Source organism: Nocardia sp. NPDC049526 (genome assembly GCF_044465765.1).
Taxonomy (GTDB): domain Bacteria; phylum Actinomycetota; class Actinomycetes; order Mycobacteriales; family Mycobacteriaceae; genus Nocardia.
The window spans coordinates 1-16,269 of sequence record NZ_JBITMA010000007.1; the positions used below are offsets into that span (position 1 = coordinate 1).

The following is a 16,269-nucleotide window of genomic DNA, read 5'->3' on the forward strand; positions in this document are numbered from 1 at the left end:
TCGTCGAAGCGCATGCGCCGCAGGCGCGAGTCTCGACGACTCGGACGCGAGACACCAGGGGGCCGCGAACCCGCCGCGCCGAAGGCGCGGCCAAAGATTCAGCCCTCCTTTTCGGCGAGCTGCACCAAGGTGGCGGCGAGCTGGAAGAACTTGTTGTTGCCGAGATCGGCGATGGTCTTGATTTTCAGGGCCTCCAGCAGCTGCTTATCGTGCGCCGGGGTGAGGCCCGCCAGCGCCGACGGCGGGGCGGAGAGGATGTCCTTCAGCGACTTGTTCTCGAATTCCTTGTCGAGAGCCTTGTCGAGCACCACGTTTACGGTCATGCGAACTCCTTCGTACGAACCGGTATGTGCAAGCTGACGATAACTCGCGCGCTGCTGGCATGGGACGGAACGCGCAGGGGCGATGGTCGACCGACCGGAATGGCTTGATGCCGGTCTTGAATTAGAACCACTTGAGAACGTGGCAATCTGATAGCTACCTATGCGGTTTGTGTCACATGGCAATTTTCCATTTCTGGGATTGCGATGCGGTAGCTTAAAGATCAATTACGTACTGTCAGTTGGTTTTTCGTGGCCGTAAAAGTCCTGGCGCAGTGATGATTTCGTGCTCTCGCGCCGGTACCCTCGTGCGGGAGGGCGGGTTCTCGGAACCCCGGTTCACCGGATCTCCGGGAACCCGCTCATCGCCAAACTTCCGGCCTCTCTGCCGATTTCCCCACTTCCCGGCCACCGGGCAGACCTGGCAAGTCCGGCAATAGCGACTCCAGCCGGGCCAGTTGCTCGCCCACGAAGTCGGCCGGACCCTCGATCAGCGAGAGTGGCCACGGCCAATGCGGCCCGTCCAACCGCTTCACCTCTTCCACCAGATCTGCGGTGGTGGCTTCGAGTTCGCTGATCTCCGTACGCAATTCGCCGACTTGCGTACGCAAATCGGCAGATTCGTCCTCCAGCTCCTTGATTCGCTGCAGCGCCGCCGCCACACCGTCCACCAGCGTGCGATAGCGGCCCTCGGCATCGGTGCCGAGTTGCGGCCAACCGGACAGCTCCGGACCGCGCAGCTGGATCTGGATATCGCGCAGCACTGCCTCTTGTTCCGGCGTCACGTCCGGTTCCTCCTGTACGAAGTCCCACTGACCGAAATCGATTGTCTCGGCTTCGTTTACATCGCAGAGCACGCCCCCGACGACCACCTGCCGCAATGTCTGATGGATATTGCGCCTGGTCTCCACGTTGGTGCCCGACCAGGCATCGGTCTGCCACGACCACGCCGCGACGCCTGCGTCCAACGCCCGGCTGATCGACCAGAACCCGCCGTAGATACCCACATTCGCGGCGCCGAGCACGGTGGCCGCGCCTTCGAGATAGGCATTGATCGCCACTTGATCCTGCGGTGTCGCGTCGAAATCCGCGGAGAAGTAGATCGGCCGATCCAACCGACCGCCACAGTGCAGCACCTGCGCCGAACCCGCACGGGCATCGACGATTCCGGCGCCGTAGCCGTCCAGCATCCTGGCCGCGGTGGTCTCCCAGTTCGACACGATGGAGATGCCGTTCGCCCGCAGGTCGTCGGCCTCGGCCGGGGTCAACTGTTTGCCGGGCAGGGTCGGACCACCCTCGGAGAGGTAGCGTACGACGAAATCGAAACCGGCCGCTCGAATGGCCGCGCCGCCGGGACGGCCTGCTGCGTAGTCCAGCCCCAAACGCATATCTCTCACTGTAGGGGGTGCCGTGGGCCGAAATCGGCGGCATTGCCGAACCCGCCGAAACTGTCGGCGCCCGGTGGTTGACTAACTCCCTGGAGGTGCCTATTCACTAGAAACGGAGATGACCGATGCCCATACGTAACGAGGCATGGCCCGAGGGAACACCGGCCTGGATCGACTGTCAGGTCGAGGATCCAGGTAAGGCCGCGCAGTTCTACGAGGGTTTGTTCGGCTGGGAGATCCAGGACGGCGGCCCGGATTCGGGCGGCTATCTGATGGCGATGAAGGCGGGCGCGCCGGTGGCCGGAATAGGTCCGAAACCGCCGTCGATGCCGGGCATGCCATCGGTCTGGACCACCTACTTCGCGGTCACCGACGCCGATGCCACCGCGGCGAAGGTGCAGCAGGCCGGCGGTGAGCTGATCGTGCCGACCTTCGAGGTCATGGAGTTCGGCCGGATGTTCGTCGCGACCGATCCGGTCGGCGCGGTCTTCGCGGTATGGCAGGCGACGGGACACAACGGCGCGGCCGTCTACAACGAGCACGGCGCCTACGGCTGGAACGAACTGCACACCCGCGATATCGAGGCGGCCAAGAAGTTCTACGCCGACGTATTCGGCTTCAGCTACACCGAATTCGACTTCGGCGACGCCGAGTACGTGGTGTTCACCCCGCCGACCAGAACCGAGGGCGTCGGTGGCATAGCCGACGAGTCCAATAAGCCCGCCGACGGAATGCCGTCGTACTGGCTGGTGTGGTTCCAGCACGACGATGTGGACGCCGGTGTCGCCAAGACAACGGAATTGGGCGGCCGGGTGCTGCAGGCGATCGCGGATTCACCCGCCGGACGCTCGGCTGTCATCGCCGGTCCGCAGGGCGAGGCGATCGGCATCATCGATCCGAGCAAGACCGTCGGGGAGATGCCTGCACCCAGGGCCTGACTTCCTCGGGCCCGATCGGCAGCGAGCTCCAGTCGGCTCAGCGCACCGACTGGAGTTCGGACCGGCGCCGGTCCGACCGCAGCTCGGAGCGGCGCTTGGCCTCGAGCGCCGCCGCCGTCTCGCGGCGGTCCGGTGCGATGAGCACGGCGCTGATCGGGACCGTCAGCGCGAGCGATCCGATGACGAACATCGGGAAGACGAATTCGAACAGTGTGAGTCCGTCCGGTGCCTTCGCGGTGGTATCGATGTTCGGGTCGATGGCCGCGACCCCGGCGTAGTACATGCCCGCCACACCGACTGCGAACAGCAGCACGGTGGCCGCCCGCGCGAGCAGACCGTGCAGCGCCTGGAACGACCACAGCGTGCCAACACCGGTGAGCACCGCGACCACCATCGCGACCGCCGCGAGCCATGGGGAGATATCGATCGAACCCTGGATGCGGATGGACCCGAGCCCCAGATACAGGGTGAGGCCGATGCCGAATCCCATGACCAGCCCGCCCGGGATGAGCCGGGCCAGTCGCAGCCGACGGCCGATGATGATCAGCGCGACGAATACCGCGACGAACGAGGTCACCATGGCCGCGATCATCTTGCCACCGTCGAAGCGCGCGGCGGTACCCGAAATATCGAGCCCGAGCAGCGCGACCGAGGTCGACAGCCAGGCCCCGACACCGCCGAGCGCCACTGCGGCCGACGTCACCCACACCAACCGGAACCGCGACGATCGTGCCGCGTGTAGTACACAGGCCAGCCCGACCACGGCACCGAGCACCGAAACACCGAAAGAGAGTGCGGCGACCCAGTACCCCATGGAGAACTGGTCCACTGCAGCGCCGTTGTCCGCCGCAGCGAACAACCGGACGTCATGCATGTCGGGCGGTTCCTTCCAATTCGAGTGCCTTCAATTGGGCGATCGCGTATTCGGTGACGGCCGCCAGCGCCTGACGGACCTCCATGGCATTGCGCGCGTCGATATCCACGATGGGCACCCCCTCGCGCACCGAAAGCGCCTCGCGCAGTTCGGCGATCGGGAAGCGGGGTGCGTCCGGGAAGCGATTGACCGCGATCAGGAACGGCAGCTTGCGCGCCTCGAAGAAGTCGACGGCGGCGAAGCTGTCCTCGAGCCGTCGGGTGTCGATGAGCACCACCGCGCCGATGGCGCCGCGGATCAGGTCGTCCCACATGAACCAGAAGCGGCGCTGGCCGGGCGTGCCGAACAGGTAGAGCACCAGGTTGCCGGGCAGGATGATGCGGCCGAAATCCATTGCGACCGTGGTGGTTTCCTTGTCCGGGGTATCGGCGAGATCGTCGATACCGTCGGAAAAGCGGGTCACCATGGCCTCGGTGCGTAGGGGAACGATCTCCGATACCGCGCCGACGAAGGTCGTCTTGCCCGCCCCGAAGCCGCCCGCGACCACGATCTTGGTCGAGGCGACGCGAGTGTCGGCATCGGCGGGTCCGGTATTGCCGGATCCGGAGTTGCCGGGCTGCCCGTAATTTCCGCCTTGCCTATAGGGCACGGAGTCCACGCAAAGTCCTCTCCATAAGGGAACGGCGCTCGTCGAAGCTCGCCTCGTCGGTCAGTGTCGAATGCACACGCAGCGCGCCGTCGACGACGAGGTCACCGACCATGACCCGGACCATGCCGAGCGGTCGATCCAGGTGGGCGGCGATCTCGGCGACCGACAGCCGGTGCGTGCCCAGCCGCAGGATCTCGGTGCGCAGATCGCCCGCCGGCCAATCGAGATGCGCAGTGTACGACAGGGTTTCGATAACCGCTTCGAGCGGTAGGTCAACCGCGGGTTCGGTACGCCCGGAGGTCAGGGCATACGGTCTGACGCGGGTGGTCGGCCGGTTCGGTCCGTGGCCGAATGGACTCGACATCGGTGGATCAGACGGCTGTCCGGGCGGTGGCCGTGACCACCGTGCCCACACGGTCGACGAGCAGGGCCATTTCGTAGCCGATCCGACCGATATCGTGCGACTTGTTGGCGAGTACGGCCAGGTGCGACCCGTTGCCGACGCTCATCACCAACAGGTAGCCGCGCTGCATCTCCACGATCGACTGCATCACCTTGCCGCCGTCGAACAGCGATGCCGCTCCGGTGGCGAGGCTGGCCAGACCCGCGGTGACCGCGGAAAGCTGTTCGGCGCGGTCCGAGGGTAGATTCGGGCTGGTCGCCTGCAGCAGACCGTCCGCCGTCACCAGCACCGCGTGCGACACTCCGGGCACATCCTTGGTGAAGCGGGCAACCAGCCAGTTGAGGTTCTCGTCCGTGGTGCTGTTCGGGTTGGTCATACAAGCCCTCCGTCGTTGTACTGCGCTTCGGCCCGCCCGCTGCGGACCCCACTGAGATGCCTGGTCAAGTTGTTCCGGATCTCCTCCGGATCGCGTACGCCGGGTTCCTCGACCGGCGCGAGGCCGCCGGGCACCAATTGCGCTCCGGGCCTGCGGATCGGCAGTCCGCCGACGGTGCGCGCCTCGGCGGTCGGATGGCTGGCCTGCTCGGCGGCCGTCCAGCCCGCGTCGGCGGGGGAGGTCCACGCCGACGGCGAGGGTTGTGCCGTCGCAGGCTCGACCAACCACTCCGAGACCATCCGCTGATAGATCGGGGTGGGCGATTCGCCCTGCACGGGCTGTAGTCGGGTCGAGGTGTTGGTCGCGGCGTCGGCCGAGACCGGCTGTAGTCGGGTCGAGGTCGGCTCGGGTTCCGTTGCGGCGGCGGGCCTTCTGGTCGGCAGCGGCGGCCGCAGGACGGCGGTCTGATACGGCTCGGCGGGCTCGCGGGAGACGATCGGGTTCGATCCGGTGTCCACCGGTTCGTCGGGCTGTTCGGCCCACAGATCGGTGACCGCGCCGAGGGGCACCTGCGGTTCCACGTCGATGACCGAATTCGGTCCGGTGGCAGGCTCATCCGTCGGGGTCGGCGGCCCGAACGGCGCGATGCGGGACCGGTCGTCCTCGCCGCGGCGGCTGCTCGGATTCTCTGCGAATACGTCTACCGAGGTTTCGGTGTGATCATCGCCGGGTATCGGTATCTCAGGCGCGTCGGCAACGCGCATGGTCGGACGACGTTGTGGCAGACCGGAACTGGTGACCGCGAACCGCGACGGTTCACGCTGTGGCAGGCTCGGCACCGGCACCAGCGTGCGCGGCGGCTGTTGTTGTGAGGGGGCGGGCAACGCGGTCATGACCTGCGCTTCGATGGCCCGCTGGTTCGGATCGGTCGCATCGAGCGGCGGCGCGACCAGTGCACCGGGCAGGTGCACGCTCGCGGTGATGCCGGGCTGCTGCGCCATGGTCGAGGTGCGGCGCAGGCTCACCGTGATGGTGTGCCGTTTGGCGAGCCGACCGACGACGAAAAGGCCCATGCGGCGGGCGGTTTCGACGGTGACCTCACCACCGGAGGCCAGCCGGTCGTTGGTGAGCTGCAGATCCTCGAGTGACATGCCGAGACCGCGGTCGGTGATCTCGATCAGGTAGCCGCCGTCGACCGCGCGCGCCACCATCACCGCGACCGGTGTGGTCGGCGGGGAGTAGCGCAGCGCGTTATCGATCAGTTCGGCCAGCAGATGTTCGATATCGACAGCGGGCTCACCGGCGACGATGCCGTCGGGCACCGCGCCGATCTCGACCCGCTGGTAGTCCTCCACCTGGGAGACCGCACTCCAGAGCATGTCCGATAGCGGCACCGGATGTAGTTGACCGCGGCGCAGCGCGGTTCCGGCGAGCACCAGCAGGTTGTCGCCGTTGCGGCGCATGCGGGTGGCCAGGTGGTCGAGGCGGAACAGGCTCTGTAGCCGCTCGGCATTGTCCTCGTCGTGTTCCAGATCCTCGATCAGCGACAACTGCTGTTCGACCAGGGATTGGCTACGGCGGGAAAGGGTTTCGAACATGTTCCCGATCTGCAATCGCAGTCGGGCCTGGTCGGCGGCGAGATTGAGCGCCTGCTCGTGGATTTCGTCGACGGCGCGGGCCAGCTGTCCGACCTCGTCGGTGGTGTGCACGCCGACCGGGGTGATCTCCGGGGTGGCGCCACCGCTGCGCACCACCGCGAGTTCGTCGGGCAGCTTGACGTGCGCGACCTCGAGTGCGTCGCGGCGTAGCCTGCGCACCGGGACGACCAGGGTGCGTGCCACGGCGAGGGCCAGCGCAAGACCGGCCAGCAGCATGCCGATGACGATCGTGGTCTCACGCAGCGCGCCGGTCTGTGCTTCGGTGGTCCGATGCGCCAGCGCCTTGTCGATGGTGTCGGCGAGGGAATTGGTCGTCTTCTCGTAGGTGTCCGAGCTGACCTGTAGTGAATCCAGTACCGCCGGATTCGATGTCGGATCCCCGCCGTTCTGACTGAATGCGCCGAGGCGGATGCCGACCGCGTCCAGCAGCGGCCGCATATTCGGCGCATTGTCCGGCAGGATGATGCCGTAGGTATTGATCATGGTCATCTCGGCGCCGGCCGAGGTGAGCACCTTCGCGCGCACGCTCGGATTGCGGCCGGCATCGGGGGAGCCGATCAGCATGCGCTGCTGGCTGAGTACGCGGCGGGCGTTCTGGAGTGCGCCGATCTGCAGGAAGTAGCGCTGGATGACGAGGTCCTCGACCGACGGCGACAGCGCGTAGGCGTTGCTGATGCGAACCGCGATCTCATCGGCCTGCTCACCGACCATCATCGGCGATCCGTTGCGCAGACTATTGCGCATGGTGGTGCCGGTGGCGACGGCCGAGGCCAATTCGGAGGTGACCCGGGTGCTCACCTTGGTGGTGCGCATTCCGGCCTCGAGATCGGCGAGTGCCTGATCGAATTTCGTCAATGCCGCGTCGGTCGCCGGATCCGCGGTGTTACCCCAGGAGGCGGTCGCCGCGACCGCGAGTTGTTCGGTGGCCGTTCCGAACTTGACGATCGGGCGAATGATGATGACCTGTTCGGTCGCCGCATCCAACTGGGACATGGTGCGCAGTTCGTTGTTGATGCGGAGCACGGCGAAGACGGTGGCCAGCAGCACGGGCAGGACCAGCACGATGCCAACCTTGCGAGTGACCGACCAGTTGGACAGACTGAATTGCCAGGACCGCGGTGCAGCTTCCATCCGCTTCCGTTGCCTCCGCTTCACGAGCTTGCACGTGTGCCCCCGGATGGCGCGTGGCTGTTCGGTTTTGATTCAACCCGCTGAGAACCAACTAGAGGTCTTCTTTTTACCGCAGGGAACATACCGCGCAGAGTGACTAACGGCAATCTGGGGCAGTCTCTCTGTAATTCACTCGAATATGGCTACTGAGAACGGGTTTCGTCGCCCAAAACGGTTGCCGGTTTCCGTCGAGATCTGTACGTGATCACAAACCTGCTGGTCGCTCGTCCAGCCCCTAGTGGGCGGCATCGATGCTGGCGCGGCGTGTCGGGCGGCGACCTCTCAGTCGACTCTCAGTCGATGCGGTCAAACTGGGGGCATGCGCATTCTGGTAGTCGACGACGATCGTGCCGTCCGGGAATCGCTGCGCCGGTCACTGACCTTCAACGGCTACTCCGTCGATCTCGCGGTCGACGGTGTGGACGCACTGGAGAAAGCAACTGTGCAGCGACCGGATGCACTCGTGCTCGATGTGATGATGCCCCGGATGGATGGGCTCGAAGTTTGCCGACGCTTGCGCAGCACCGGAGACGATCTGCCGATTCTGGTTTTGACGGCGCGGGATTCGGTTTCCGAACGGGTAGCCGGACTCGATGCCGGAGCCGATGACTATTTGCCGAAACCATTCGCACTAGAGGAATTGCTGGCCCGATTGCGCGCGTTGTTGCGCCGCCGGGCCACCGATCCCGGCGAGGTTTCCGAGACCATGACGTTCGCCGATCTGTCGCTGGATCCGGTGACCCGCGAGGTGACGCGAGGTGACCGCTCGATCAGCCTGACCCGCACCGAGTTCTCGCTGCTGGAAATGCTGATGGCGAATCCGCGCCGGGTGCTGACCCGCAGCCGCATCCTCGAGGAGGTCTGGGGCTACGACTTCCCGACCTCCGGCAATGCGCTCGAGGTCTATATCGGCTACCTGCGCCGCAAGACCGAGGCCGAGGGCGAGACCCGGCTCATCCACACCGTGCGCGGTGTCGGCTACGTGCTGCGCGAAACGCCCCCGTAGGCGAGTCGACACCTCATGGCCAGAACCAATCCCAAGCGACAAGTGGTCGCCGCGCTCGGCGCATATCCCTCGGAACCGCCGGATATGCGTCCGCCCATGCCCCTGACCAGGTCGGTCTCCCTGCGCTGGCGGGTCACCCTGCTCGCCGCCTCGGTTGTCGCCATCGCCGTGGCCGTCACCTCCATCGCCGCCTATGCCATGGTGGCCCGCGCACTGAACGCCGATGTGGACGCACAGCTCGAGGCGCGCGCGAACACCATGATCAACAATAATTTCGACAGTTTGGGTTTCCAGTCGATCGTGCTGGCCGGCCTGTACTCCAATGATGTCGGAGTGGCGTTGATATACGCGAAAGACAAGGCGTATATGCCGCCACAGCAAACGATTCCGCCGGTCGGCACCCAGGAACTCGCGGTCGCGAACGGTGAGCTGCCCTCGTCACTGCGCACCGTGAGTAATCAGCGGGTGCTTGCCATGCCGACGCATTCCGGCGCGACGCTGGTCATCTCGCAGCGGCTGCAACCGACCCGAGAGGTATTGGACCGGCTCGCATGGTTGCTGTTCGTCGTGGGCGGTTGTGGAGTTGTGCTGGCAGCGGCAGCCGGTACCGCGGTCGGTCGCACCGGGCTGCGCCCGATCGGACGGCTCACTGCGGCGACCGAACGGGTCGCCCGCACCGATGATCTGACACCGATTCCGGTAACGGGTGACGATGAACTCGCAAGGCTCACAGAGAGCTTCAACACAATGTTGCGCGCACTCGCCGAATCGCGCGATAGACAACGCCGATTGGTCGCCGACGCCGGACATGAATTGCGCACGCCGCTGACTTCGCTGCGCACCAATATGGAATTGCTGATCGCCTCCAGTCGCCCTGGCGCACCACAGATTCCGGAACAGGACATGGCCGAGCTGCGCGCGGATGTGATGGCTCAGATCGAGGAATTGTCGACCCTGGTCGGCGATCTCGTGGATCTGGCCCGGGAGGACGCACCCGAAACCGTTTACGAGCGAGTGGATCTCGGCGAGGTGGCCGAGCGCGCGCTCGAGCGGGCCCGGCGCCGCCGCGGTTCCATCGAGTTCGCCGCGCAGCTGCAGCCCTGGTTCGTATACGGCCATGAGGCGGGCCTGGAGCGGGCGATTCTGAATGTCCTCGACAATGCCGCGAAGTGGAGTCCGGCGGGCGTGCAGGTGAAGGTCACCATGCGGGAAACCGGTCGCGGCCTGCTCGAGCTCGATGTCGACGACGCCGGACCGGGCATCCCCGCCGCCGAGCGCGAGCTGGTGTTCGACCGTTTCTATCGGACCACGGCGTCGCGTTCCATGCCGGGCTCGGGGCTCGGCCTGGCGATCGTCAAACAGGTGGTGACCAAGCACGGCGGCACGATCACCATCGAGACCTCCGAGCGCGGCGGCGCCTTGATCCGGATCGTGCTGCCGGGTGCGGCGAGCATGCTCGACGGTGTGGTCGACTCCGTAACCGATTGACGCCGTTCGAGACTAAGGTGATGGCGGGCCTACCCGGTCCGTCCGCAATACTCGGAAAACTGAAAGCAGCGTCTCAGTCCGCTCTCAGTCGTCGTCGCCAAGCTGGTCGAAGACGTAAGGAGAAAAATGACCGAGGATTCCAAGGAAGGCTTGACGCCGCAGCCGGATGACGCCGGCGCCGGGCCCGGTCCGCATCCGACCCAGGAGATCCCGGTCGCACCACCGGGCCAGACCTACGCGCAATCCGGATACGGGTCTCAGGCACTGCCACCGCGTCCGACGATCTGGCAGCAACGCATGCCGCCCAACTCGACTCAGCAATTCCCCGGTCCCGAAGCGGGGCCGGATTACGCTCGGCAATTCCCGGGTCCCGAGTCGGGCCCGGAATACGCCCAGCCGTCCTACGCCCCGCCCAACCCACCCGGTGGGCCGTATCCCGGCGCCGTATTCGCCGCCGAACCCGCACGCCGCCCGGTCCGCACCGGTCTCGTCGTCGGCGCGGTCGCGCTCGCACTCGTCAGCGGTGGTATCGGTGGCGCGGTCGGCTCGCTGGTCACCCGTTCCGACAACGGACACACCACGGTGACCAATGCGCTGGACGCGCCCAAGCCAAATGTCAGCAATATCGCCAATGCTCCGGCCGGCTCCACCCAGGCGGTGGCGCAGAAGGTGCTGCCGAGCGTGGTGATGATCAAGGTCGCCAGCAATCGCGCACAGGGCGAGGGCTCCGGTGTGGTGTTGTCCTCCGACGGTCTGATCCTCACCAATAACCATGTCGCCTCCGGCGGTGGCGCCAACGCCAAGATGGAGGTCGCCTTCGCCGACGGCACCACCGCACCGGCCACGCTGGTCGGCGCCGATCCGGTCTCCGATCTGGCCGTCATCAAGGTGCAGGGCAAAGACGGACTGACTCCGATCGAACTGGGCAGCTCGTCGGATCTCGCGGTCGGCCAGCCGGTCATCGCCATCGGCTCGCCGCTCGGGCTGGCGGGCACAGTGACCACGGGCATCGTCTCGGCACTCAACCGTCCGGTCTCCACCAACGGTGAGGGCACCCCGAGCCAGGTGCAGCCGGTCATCGACGCGGTCCAGACCGACGCCGCGATCAACCCGGGCAATTCCGGTGGCGCGCTGGTCGACGCCAACGGCAAGCTCATCGGCATCAATACCGCCATCGCCAGCCTCGGCGGCAGCGAGGCGACCGGTCAGCAGAGCGGTTCCATCGGCCTCGGCTTCGCCATCCCGGTCGATCAGGCCCGCCGGGTCGCCGACGAACTCATCAAGACCGGTCACGCCACCTACGCCCAGATCGGCATCAAACTGCGCCCGCAGGACACCGCCGCACGGGTGCTCGAGGCGACCCCGGACGGTCCGGCCGCCAAGGCGGGCATTCCGGCCGGCGCCATCATCACCAAGGTGGACAGTCGCACCATCGACTCGGGCGACGCACTCATCGCCGCTGTCCGTTCCCATCAGCCAGGAGACAAGGTGAAGGTCACCTACACCGATGAACAAGGCAACAACCCCAAGACAGTCGACGTGACGCTCTCCGGTGCGGCCGCGGACGGTGGCCGATGATGCGGGTCCTGCCCGGCGGATTGTCGGCACGACCGGGAGCCGACGCCCACCTCGTCGATCTGGACGCTACGGTTACCAACATGGAAATCGATGCTCCTGTCGCGGGGCGTGCTCTGGTGGTGGTCGTCGACGATCGAACGGCGCATGGAGGTGTGGATTCGCTCGGGCCGCTGGTCACCGAGCTGCTCACCGAGGCGGGTTTCCTGGTGGACGCTTCGGTATCGGTGCAGGCCGATGAGGTGGAGATCCGCAATGCGCTCAACACCGCGGTGATCGGCGGTGTCGACCTGGTCATCTCCGTCGGCGGCACCGGTATGTCCCCGCGCGATGTCACACCGGAGGCCACCTCGCAGGTGCTCGACCGGGAACTGCCGGGGATCAGCGAGGCGCTGCGTTCCTCCGGTCGGGTAGCCGGTTCGCTCGACGCCGGCCTCTCGCGTGGTCTGGCCGGCATCTCCGGCAGCACATTGGTGGTAAACCTGCCGGGCAGCCGGGCCGCGGTCCGTGACGGCATGGCAACCCTCGGTCCGCTCGCCAGCCGAGTGATCGGCGAGCTGTCCGGATTGGCGGAATAAATTACCGCCGCGGACTCCTCCGACGACCCTCGTCCGGCGACACGCCGGGCGAGGGACGCGGCGCGTCTGGCAAAAATTTTCGGCGAGGTCCTCCCGGAGACGACGGGTGACGAGCGCGGCGACGAAACCGAATCGTTATCCGACGACTGGCTCCGGTCGCAGGTGCCACCCCATCACGGCTCGTGACTCATCTACGGTCCAGCCACGTACCAGCGTTCGCGATCGTGCCTTCATCCATTGCGAATTCCTCACGCTGAAGTTTGCTTGACCTTCAAGTACGGTGCTGTCCCGTAGTTACCATCGGCATCGTTGCGACTGCGGCCGCCTTCGGGGGGTGTTCGGGTGGCGCTTATTTCCTGTTTATGCACGTCAAGCAATATGAGCATTTGAGATGGTGTGATCTAGATCACATTGATCTTAACGAAAACTTACGTTGCCAGACCGTTACTGGTCGGTTTAATCTCGCCACGAGCCACCCACGCTGCTGGACCTCGCGGGCCCGGGTGCGGCACGTACGTTTGTCGACTCGGCGGAACCCGGCTCGGTTCCGAAGCCAGCACTGACCGTTGCGCCGAAATAACAGCCGGTTACATATCGGCAACAATCGGGGCACAAACTGAGCTGGGCCTGAGAGGACCAACGTCCAGCCTCGATGGTCGAGGTTGACTGTTAGAACCTGATGAGGGGAAGTATGAGCGAGAACCGCACCAACGGTCTGCGCCGCGGTGCCCGGATCGCGGGCGTCGGCGCTGCCGCGGCCGTGGCCATGGGCCTGCTTTCGACCGGTGCTGCCAATGCCGACACCTTCGTGCCGTTGCCGGACGGCCAGAAGAACGGACCCGACGTGACGCTCACCCGCACTGGTGAGCACGCCCTGATTTCGCCTTCGTTGGCGGCCAACGGTGCCGGCCGTGTGGTCTGGGTTTCGGGCAACGCCGTCGCCGATGTGAACGTGACGCCGGAAGGCACGGTCGGCCCGAACAACGGCGCCTCCGGCGCCCCGGGTACCAACAACTCTTCCACCCACGGCGCATCGCAGCTGAGCACCGGCTACATCGTCGGCTGCCAGGTCAGCATCGCCAGCGACGCCATCTCGGCCGGTCTGTCCGGCGGTATCAACCTCTCTGGCGGTTCGCTCGGCGGTTCGATCGGCATCAACCTCGGCCCCGGCGAGGTCAAATTCGTGCAGATCGACTACAAGGACATTCTGAAGCCGGGTCGCTACTCGGTCGAGTACCAGGATGCCGAGATCGAGATCCAGGGCTGCGCGGGCTACGCCCAGGCGCGTGCCTACACCGTCGTCGAGATCATCGGTGACAACTACTCGAAGACCACCCTCTACGGGCAGCCGTTCAGCATCGGCTGACGTCGGTCAATCCACGAATATTCTTCTCGCTCAAGCGATTCAACCCTCGAGGGATTAATAGCATGATCAACCGTAAGAACGTGGCACGGGTGGCCGGTGTCGGCGCCGCTGCCACTGTCGCTCTTGGCCTGTTCTCCACCGGCGCCGCGAACGCCGATACCTTCGTGCCGCTGCCGGGTGGCTCGATCACCAAGACGCTGTCCGACGGCACCGTCGTCACCATCAGCCTGACCGGCGAATCCGCCAACATCAATCCGTCCATGGGCTCGACCCCGCTGCACCGCAACGCATGGGTGTCCGGTAGCGCCCAGGTCTCGGTGTCCGGTGACGGCGGCGGCTCGATCTTCCCGGGCTACACCGTCGGCTGCCAGGTGAACATCTCCGGTGGCGGCGCCACCGGTGGTGTCGACGGCAGCGCGGACTGGAGCGGTGACACCGTCACCGGCAGTGTCGGCGCGACCAGCGGTGCCAACCTCACCCTGGGCCCCGGCCAGTCGCAGTCGTTCTACGTGCTCGATCTCGAGCAGGCCGACGACTTCGGCAATGAGGCGCACAAGAAGCGCAACAAATTCAAGAACGGCAGCGGCTCGGTTACCTGGGCCGATGAGACCATCGGTCTGACCGGCTGCGGCGGTTACGCCCAGGCTCGTGCCTTCGTCAGCGTCGAGGTGGAGACCGACAACGTCATCACCTGGACCACCCTGTGGGGCCAGCCGTTCAGCCTCGGCTGATCGACAGGGCATCGCACCCTGAAAACGTAAGCGGGCTCGTCGCATTCGCGACGGGCCCGTTTTCGTTGTGAAACCCCCTGGCTCCCAGCCAATTTCGCAGATCGTAGCGGATCGAGCGGTAACATGTGCGAAATCTCACAGGAATTCGGCGCAAACCACTAATATTGGGCGCACCCAAGATCGTCCACCGACGAGATTGTCGGCAAACCGCTTGATGGCCAATGTCTTTCCAGCGAGCGGTTGCCGCATGAAAGGGTTTTCGTCCTCGGTACCCCGAGGACGACCGCTAGAATCCGATGAGGGGAACTATGAGCAAGAACCGCACCAGCGGTCTGCGTCGAGGTGTCCGCGTCGCGGGTGCCGTTGTCGCCGCCGCTGCTGGGATGGGCCTGCTTTCGACCGGCGCTGCCAACGCCGATGTTTTTGTGCCGTTGCCGGACGGCCAGAAGCTGGGCCCGGGCGTGACCGTCAGCCGGACGGGTGAACGCGCCTTGATTTCACCATCTTTGGCCGCGAATGGCGCGGGCCGAGTCGTGTGGGTCTCAGGTAACGCCATTGCCGATGTGTCCGTCACTCCCGAGGGCACCATCGGCCCGAACAACGGCGCCTCCGGGGCGCCGGGTACCAATAACTCCTCGACGCACGGCGCTTCGCAGCTGAGCACCGGCTATATCGTCGGCTGCCAGGTCAGCATCGCCGATAACGCGATCTCGGCCGGTGTTTCCGGCGGTATCAACCTCTCGGGCGGTTCGCTCGGTGGGTCGATCGGCCTCAATCTCGGCCCGGGCGATGTCAAGTTCGTTCAGATCGATTACAAGGACATTCTGAAGCCGGGGCGCTACTCGGTCGAGTATCAGGATGCGGAGATCGAGATCCAGGGCTGCGCGGGTTATGCCCAGGCGCGTGCCTACACCGTTGTCGAGATCATCGGCGACAACTACTCCAAGGTCACCCTGTACGGAGCGCCGTTCAGCATCGGCTGACCGCGGTGGGATCTGTCGAATCTCTACTCGCCGAATCGAATTCATCGAACTCAATCGCTAGGGGTAGTACCAATCATGATCGATCGTAAGTTTGTGGCGCGTGTTGCCGGGCTCGGCGGCGCCGCCGCGCTGGCACTCGGGCTGTTGTCCACCGGTGCGGCGAATGCCGACACCTTCGTTCCGCTGCCGGGCGGTCAAATCGTCAAAACGCTTTCCGACGGAACGGTTCTCACCATTCGGCTGGTCGGCGAATCGGCCAATATCAATCCGTCCATGGGCGCAACACCCGTGCACCGCAATGCGTGGGTGTCCGGTAGCGCGCAGGTCGATGTGACCGACGGCTGGAACGGCGCGATCTTCCCGGGTTATGTCGTTGCCTGCCAAGTGAATATCGACGGCGGCGGTGCCGACGGCGGCGTCACCGGTAGTCTGGATTGGAGCGACAGCCAGAACGTCAAGCCGAGTGTTGGCGCCACCAGCGGCGCCAATCTCAGTCTCGGTCCCGGCCAGGCGCAGTCGTTCTATGTGCTCGACCTCGAGCAGGCCGACGACTTCGGCAATGAGGCGCACAAGAAGCGCAATAAGTTCAAGGGCGGCAGCGGCTCGGTCACCTGGGCCGACGAGACGATCGGTCTCAGCGGCTGTGGTGGTTACGCGCAGGCTCGTGCCTTCGTCAGCGTCGAGGTGGAAACCGACAATGTCATCACTTGGACGACGTTGTGGGGTCAGCCGTTCAGTCTCGGCTGAGTATTCCGCTCGAATATGT

The 16,269-nt window shown here is 65.3% G+C and carries 17 protein-coding genes; 10 read left to right on the plus strand and 7 right to left on the minus strand.

The genetic code is table 11. The features are described 5' to 3' along the window. Nucleotides 1-98: 98 nt before the first annotated feature. Both ACIBW7_RS22020 and ACIBW7_RS22025 read right to left on the minus strand, forming a co-directional pair. Nucleotides 99-323, minus strand: coding sequence for a hypothetical protein (locus ACIBW7_RS22020; RefSeq protein WP_040695430.1), 225 nt, complete (start codon nt 321-323; stop codon nt 99-101). Nucleotides 324-682: 359 nt separating this feature from the next. Next, nucleotides 683-1,708 carry a glycoside hydrolase domain-containing protein gene (locus tag ACIBW7_RS22025; protein ID WP_397049093.1) on the minus strand — a complete coding sequence of 342 codons (1,026 nt, stop codon included), beginning with the start codon at nt 1,706-1,708 and terminating at the stop codon, nt 683-685. Nucleotides 1,709-1,833: 125 nt separating this feature from the next. Between ACIBW7_RS22025 and ACIBW7_RS22030 the strand changes: the two genes are divergently transcribed. Then, nucleotides 1,834-2,646: a VOC family protein gene (locus ACIBW7_RS22030; protein WP_397049095.1), complete on the plus strand. Its 813-nt coding sequence runs from the start codon at nt 1,834-1,836 to the stop codon at nt 2,644-2,646. Between the two features lie 37 nt (nt 2,647-2,683). Here ACIBW7_RS22030 and ACIBW7_RS22035 read toward each other — a convergent pair whose 3' ends face one another. The 5 genes from ACIBW7_RS22035 to ACIBW7_RS22055 all read right to left on the minus strand — a co-directional run bounded on the left by ACIBW7_RS22035 (nt 2,684) and on the right by ACIBW7_RS22055 (nt 7,737). After that, the gene (locus ACIBW7_RS22035) at nt 2,684-3,520 is read right to left on the minus strand and encodes a hypothetical protein (protein WP_397049097.1); all 837 of its coding nucleotides are present in this window, start codon (nt 3,518-3,520) and stop codon (nt 2,684-2,686) included. Continuing rightward, the gene (locus ACIBW7_RS22040) at nt 3,513-4,070 is read right to left on the minus strand and encodes an ATP/GTP-binding protein (protein ID WP_040695543.1); all 558 of its coding nucleotides are present in this window, start codon (nt 4,068-4,070) and stop codon (nt 3,513-3,515) included. Before ACIBW7_RS22040 ends, ACIBW7_RS22035 begins: the two co-directional genes overlap by 8 nt. Before the next feature lie 88 nt (nt 4,071-4,158). Further along, the gene (locus ACIBW7_RS22045) at nt 4,159-4,533 is read right to left on the minus strand and encodes a DUF742 domain-containing protein (protein ID WP_040695427.1); all 375 of its coding nucleotides are present in this window, start codon (nt 4,531-4,533) and stop codon (nt 4,159-4,161) included. Between the two features lie 7 nt (nt 4,534-4,540). After that, nucleotides 4,541-4,948, minus strand: a complete 408-nt coding sequence (locus ACIBW7_RS22050; protein WP_062986522.1) for a roadblock/LC7 domain-containing protein — start codon at nt 4,946-4,948, stop codon at nt 4,541-4,543. Next, nucleotides 4,945-7,737 (minus strand): ATP-binding protein, encoded by a 2,793-nt coding sequence (locus ACIBW7_RS22055; RefSeq protein WP_397049100.1) that lies wholly within the window; start codon nt 7,735-7,737, stop codon nt 4,945-4,947. Before ACIBW7_RS22055 ends, ACIBW7_RS22050 begins: the two co-directional genes overlap by 4 nt. 358 nt (nt 7,738-8,095) lie before the next feature. On the opposite strand from ACIBW7_RS22055, the gene ACIBW7_RS22060 reads away from it, so the two are divergent. From ACIBW7_RS22060 to ACIBW7_RS22100, 9 genes are all read left to right on the plus strand, one after another. After that, a complete protein-coding gene (locus ACIBW7_RS22060) occupies nt 8,096-8,782 on the plus strand; it encodes a response regulator transcription factor (protein ID WP_397049102.1) in 687 nt (228 codons plus the stop codon). A gap of 15 nt (nt 8,783-8,797) precedes the next feature. Further along, a complete protein-coding gene (locus ACIBW7_RS22065) occupies nt 8,798-10,270 on the plus strand; it encodes an ATP-binding protein (protein WP_397049104.1) in 1,473 nt (490 codons plus the stop codon). Between the two features lie 126 nt (nt 10,271-10,396). Then, the gene (locus ACIBW7_RS22070) at nt 10,397-11,848 is read left to right on the plus strand and encodes a trypsin-like peptidase domain-containing protein (protein ID WP_397049106.1); all 1,452 of its coding nucleotides are present in this window, start codon (nt 10,397-10,399) and stop codon (nt 11,846-11,848) included. Nucleotides 11,849-11,928: 80 nt separating this feature from the next. Beyond that, nucleotides 11,929-12,423, plus strand: a complete 495-nt coding sequence (locus ACIBW7_RS22075; RefSeq protein WP_157187336.1) for a molybdenum cofactor biosynthesis protein B — start codon at nt 11,929-11,931, stop codon at nt 12,421-12,423. Then, nucleotides 12,424-12,609, plus strand: a complete 186-nt coding sequence (locus tag ACIBW7_RS22080; RefSeq protein ID WP_083898204.1) for a hypothetical protein — start codon at nt 12,424-12,426, stop codon at nt 12,607-12,609. Nucleotides 12,610-13,114: 505 nt separating this feature from the next. Beyond that, a complete protein-coding gene (locus tag ACIBW7_RS22085; protein WP_397049108.1) occupies nt 13,115-13,789 on the plus strand; it encodes an MspA family porin in 675 nt (224 codons plus the stop codon). Nucleotides 13,790-13,851: 62 nt separating this feature from the next. After that, the gene (locus ACIBW7_RS22090; protein ID WP_364471521.1) at nt 13,852-14,520 is read left to right on the plus strand and encodes an MspA family porin; all 669 of its coding nucleotides are present in this window, start codon (nt 13,852-13,854) and stop codon (nt 14,518-14,520) included. A 308-nt stretch (nt 14,521-14,828) separates the two neighbouring features. Beyond that, nucleotides 14,829-15,503, plus strand: a complete 675-nt coding sequence (locus tag ACIBW7_RS22095; RefSeq protein ID WP_357467550.1) for an MspA family porin — start codon at nt 14,829-14,831, stop codon at nt 15,501-15,503. Between the two features lie 75 nt (nt 15,504-15,578). Continuing rightward, complete coding sequence (locus ACIBW7_RS22100) at nt 15,579-16,250, plus strand: MspA family porin (RefSeq protein WP_357467553.1); 672 nt, start codon at nt 15,579-15,581, stop codon at nt 16,248-16,250. The last annotated feature ends 19 nt before the right edge of the window (nt 16,251-16,269 follow it).

What these genes read in the sequence shown, in the direction of transcription:
- ACIBW7_RS22020 (WP_040695430.1), bottom strand. Translation starts at nt 323, where the DNA reads ATGACCGTAAACGTGGTGCTCGACAAGGCTCTCGACAAGGAATTCGAG.
- ACIBW7_RS22025 (WP_397049093.1), bottom strand. Translation starts at nt 1,708, where the DNA reads ATGCGTTTGGGGCTGGACTACGCAGCAGGCCGTCCCGGCGGCGCGGCC.
- ACIBW7_RS22030 (WP_397049095.1), top strand. Translation starts at nt 1,834, where the DNA reads ATGCCCATACGTAACGAGGCATGGCCCGAGGGAACACCGGCCTGGATC.
- ACIBW7_RS22035 (WP_397049097.1), bottom strand. Translation starts at nt 3,520, where the DNA reads ATGCATGACGTCCGGTTGTTCGCTGCGGCGGACAACGGCGCTGCAGTG.
- ACIBW7_RS22045 (WP_040695427.1), bottom strand. Translation starts at nt 4,533, where the DNA reads ATGTCGAGTCCATTCGGCCACGGACCGAACCGGCCGACCACCCGCGTC.
- ACIBW7_RS22050 (WP_062986522.1), bottom strand. Translation starts at nt 4,948, where the DNA reads ATGACCAACCCGAACAGCACCACGGACGAGAACCTCAACTGGCTGGTT.
- ACIBW7_RS22055 (WP_397049100.1), bottom strand. Translation starts at nt 7,737, where the DNA reads ATGGAAGCTGCACCGCGGTCCTGGCAATTCAGTCTGTCCAACTGGTCG.
- ACIBW7_RS22060 (WP_397049102.1), top strand. Translation starts at nt 8,096, where the DNA reads ATGCGCATTCTGGTAGTCGACGACGATCGTGCCGTCCGGGAATCGCTG.
- ACIBW7_RS22065 (WP_397049104.1), top strand. Translation starts at nt 8,798, where the DNA reads ATGGCCAGAACCAATCCCAAGCGACAAGTGGTCGCCGCGCTCGGCGCA.
- ACIBW7_RS22070 (WP_397049106.1), top strand. Translation starts at nt 10,397, where the DNA reads ATGACCGAGGATTCCAAGGAAGGCTTGACGCCGCAGCCGGATGACGCC.
- ACIBW7_RS22075 (WP_157187336.1), top strand. Translation starts at nt 11,929, where the DNA reads ATGGAAATCGATGCTCCTGTCGCGGGGCGTGCTCTGGTGGTGGTCGTC.
- ACIBW7_RS22085 (WP_397049108.1), top strand. Translation starts at nt 13,115, where the DNA reads ATGAGCGAGAACCGCACCAACGGTCTGCGCCGCGGTGCCCGGATCGCG.
- ACIBW7_RS22090 (WP_364471521.1), top strand. Translation starts at nt 13,852, where the DNA reads ATGATCAACCGTAAGAACGTGGCACGGGTGGCCGGTGTCGGCGCCGCT.
- ACIBW7_RS22095 (WP_357467550.1), top strand. Translation starts at nt 14,829, where the DNA reads ATGAGCAAGAACCGCACCAGCGGTCTGCGTCGAGGTGTCCGCGTCGCG.
- ACIBW7_RS22100 (WP_357467553.1), top strand. Translation starts at nt 15,579, where the DNA reads ATGATCGATCGTAAGTTTGTGGCGCGTGTTGCCGGGCTCGGCGGCGCC.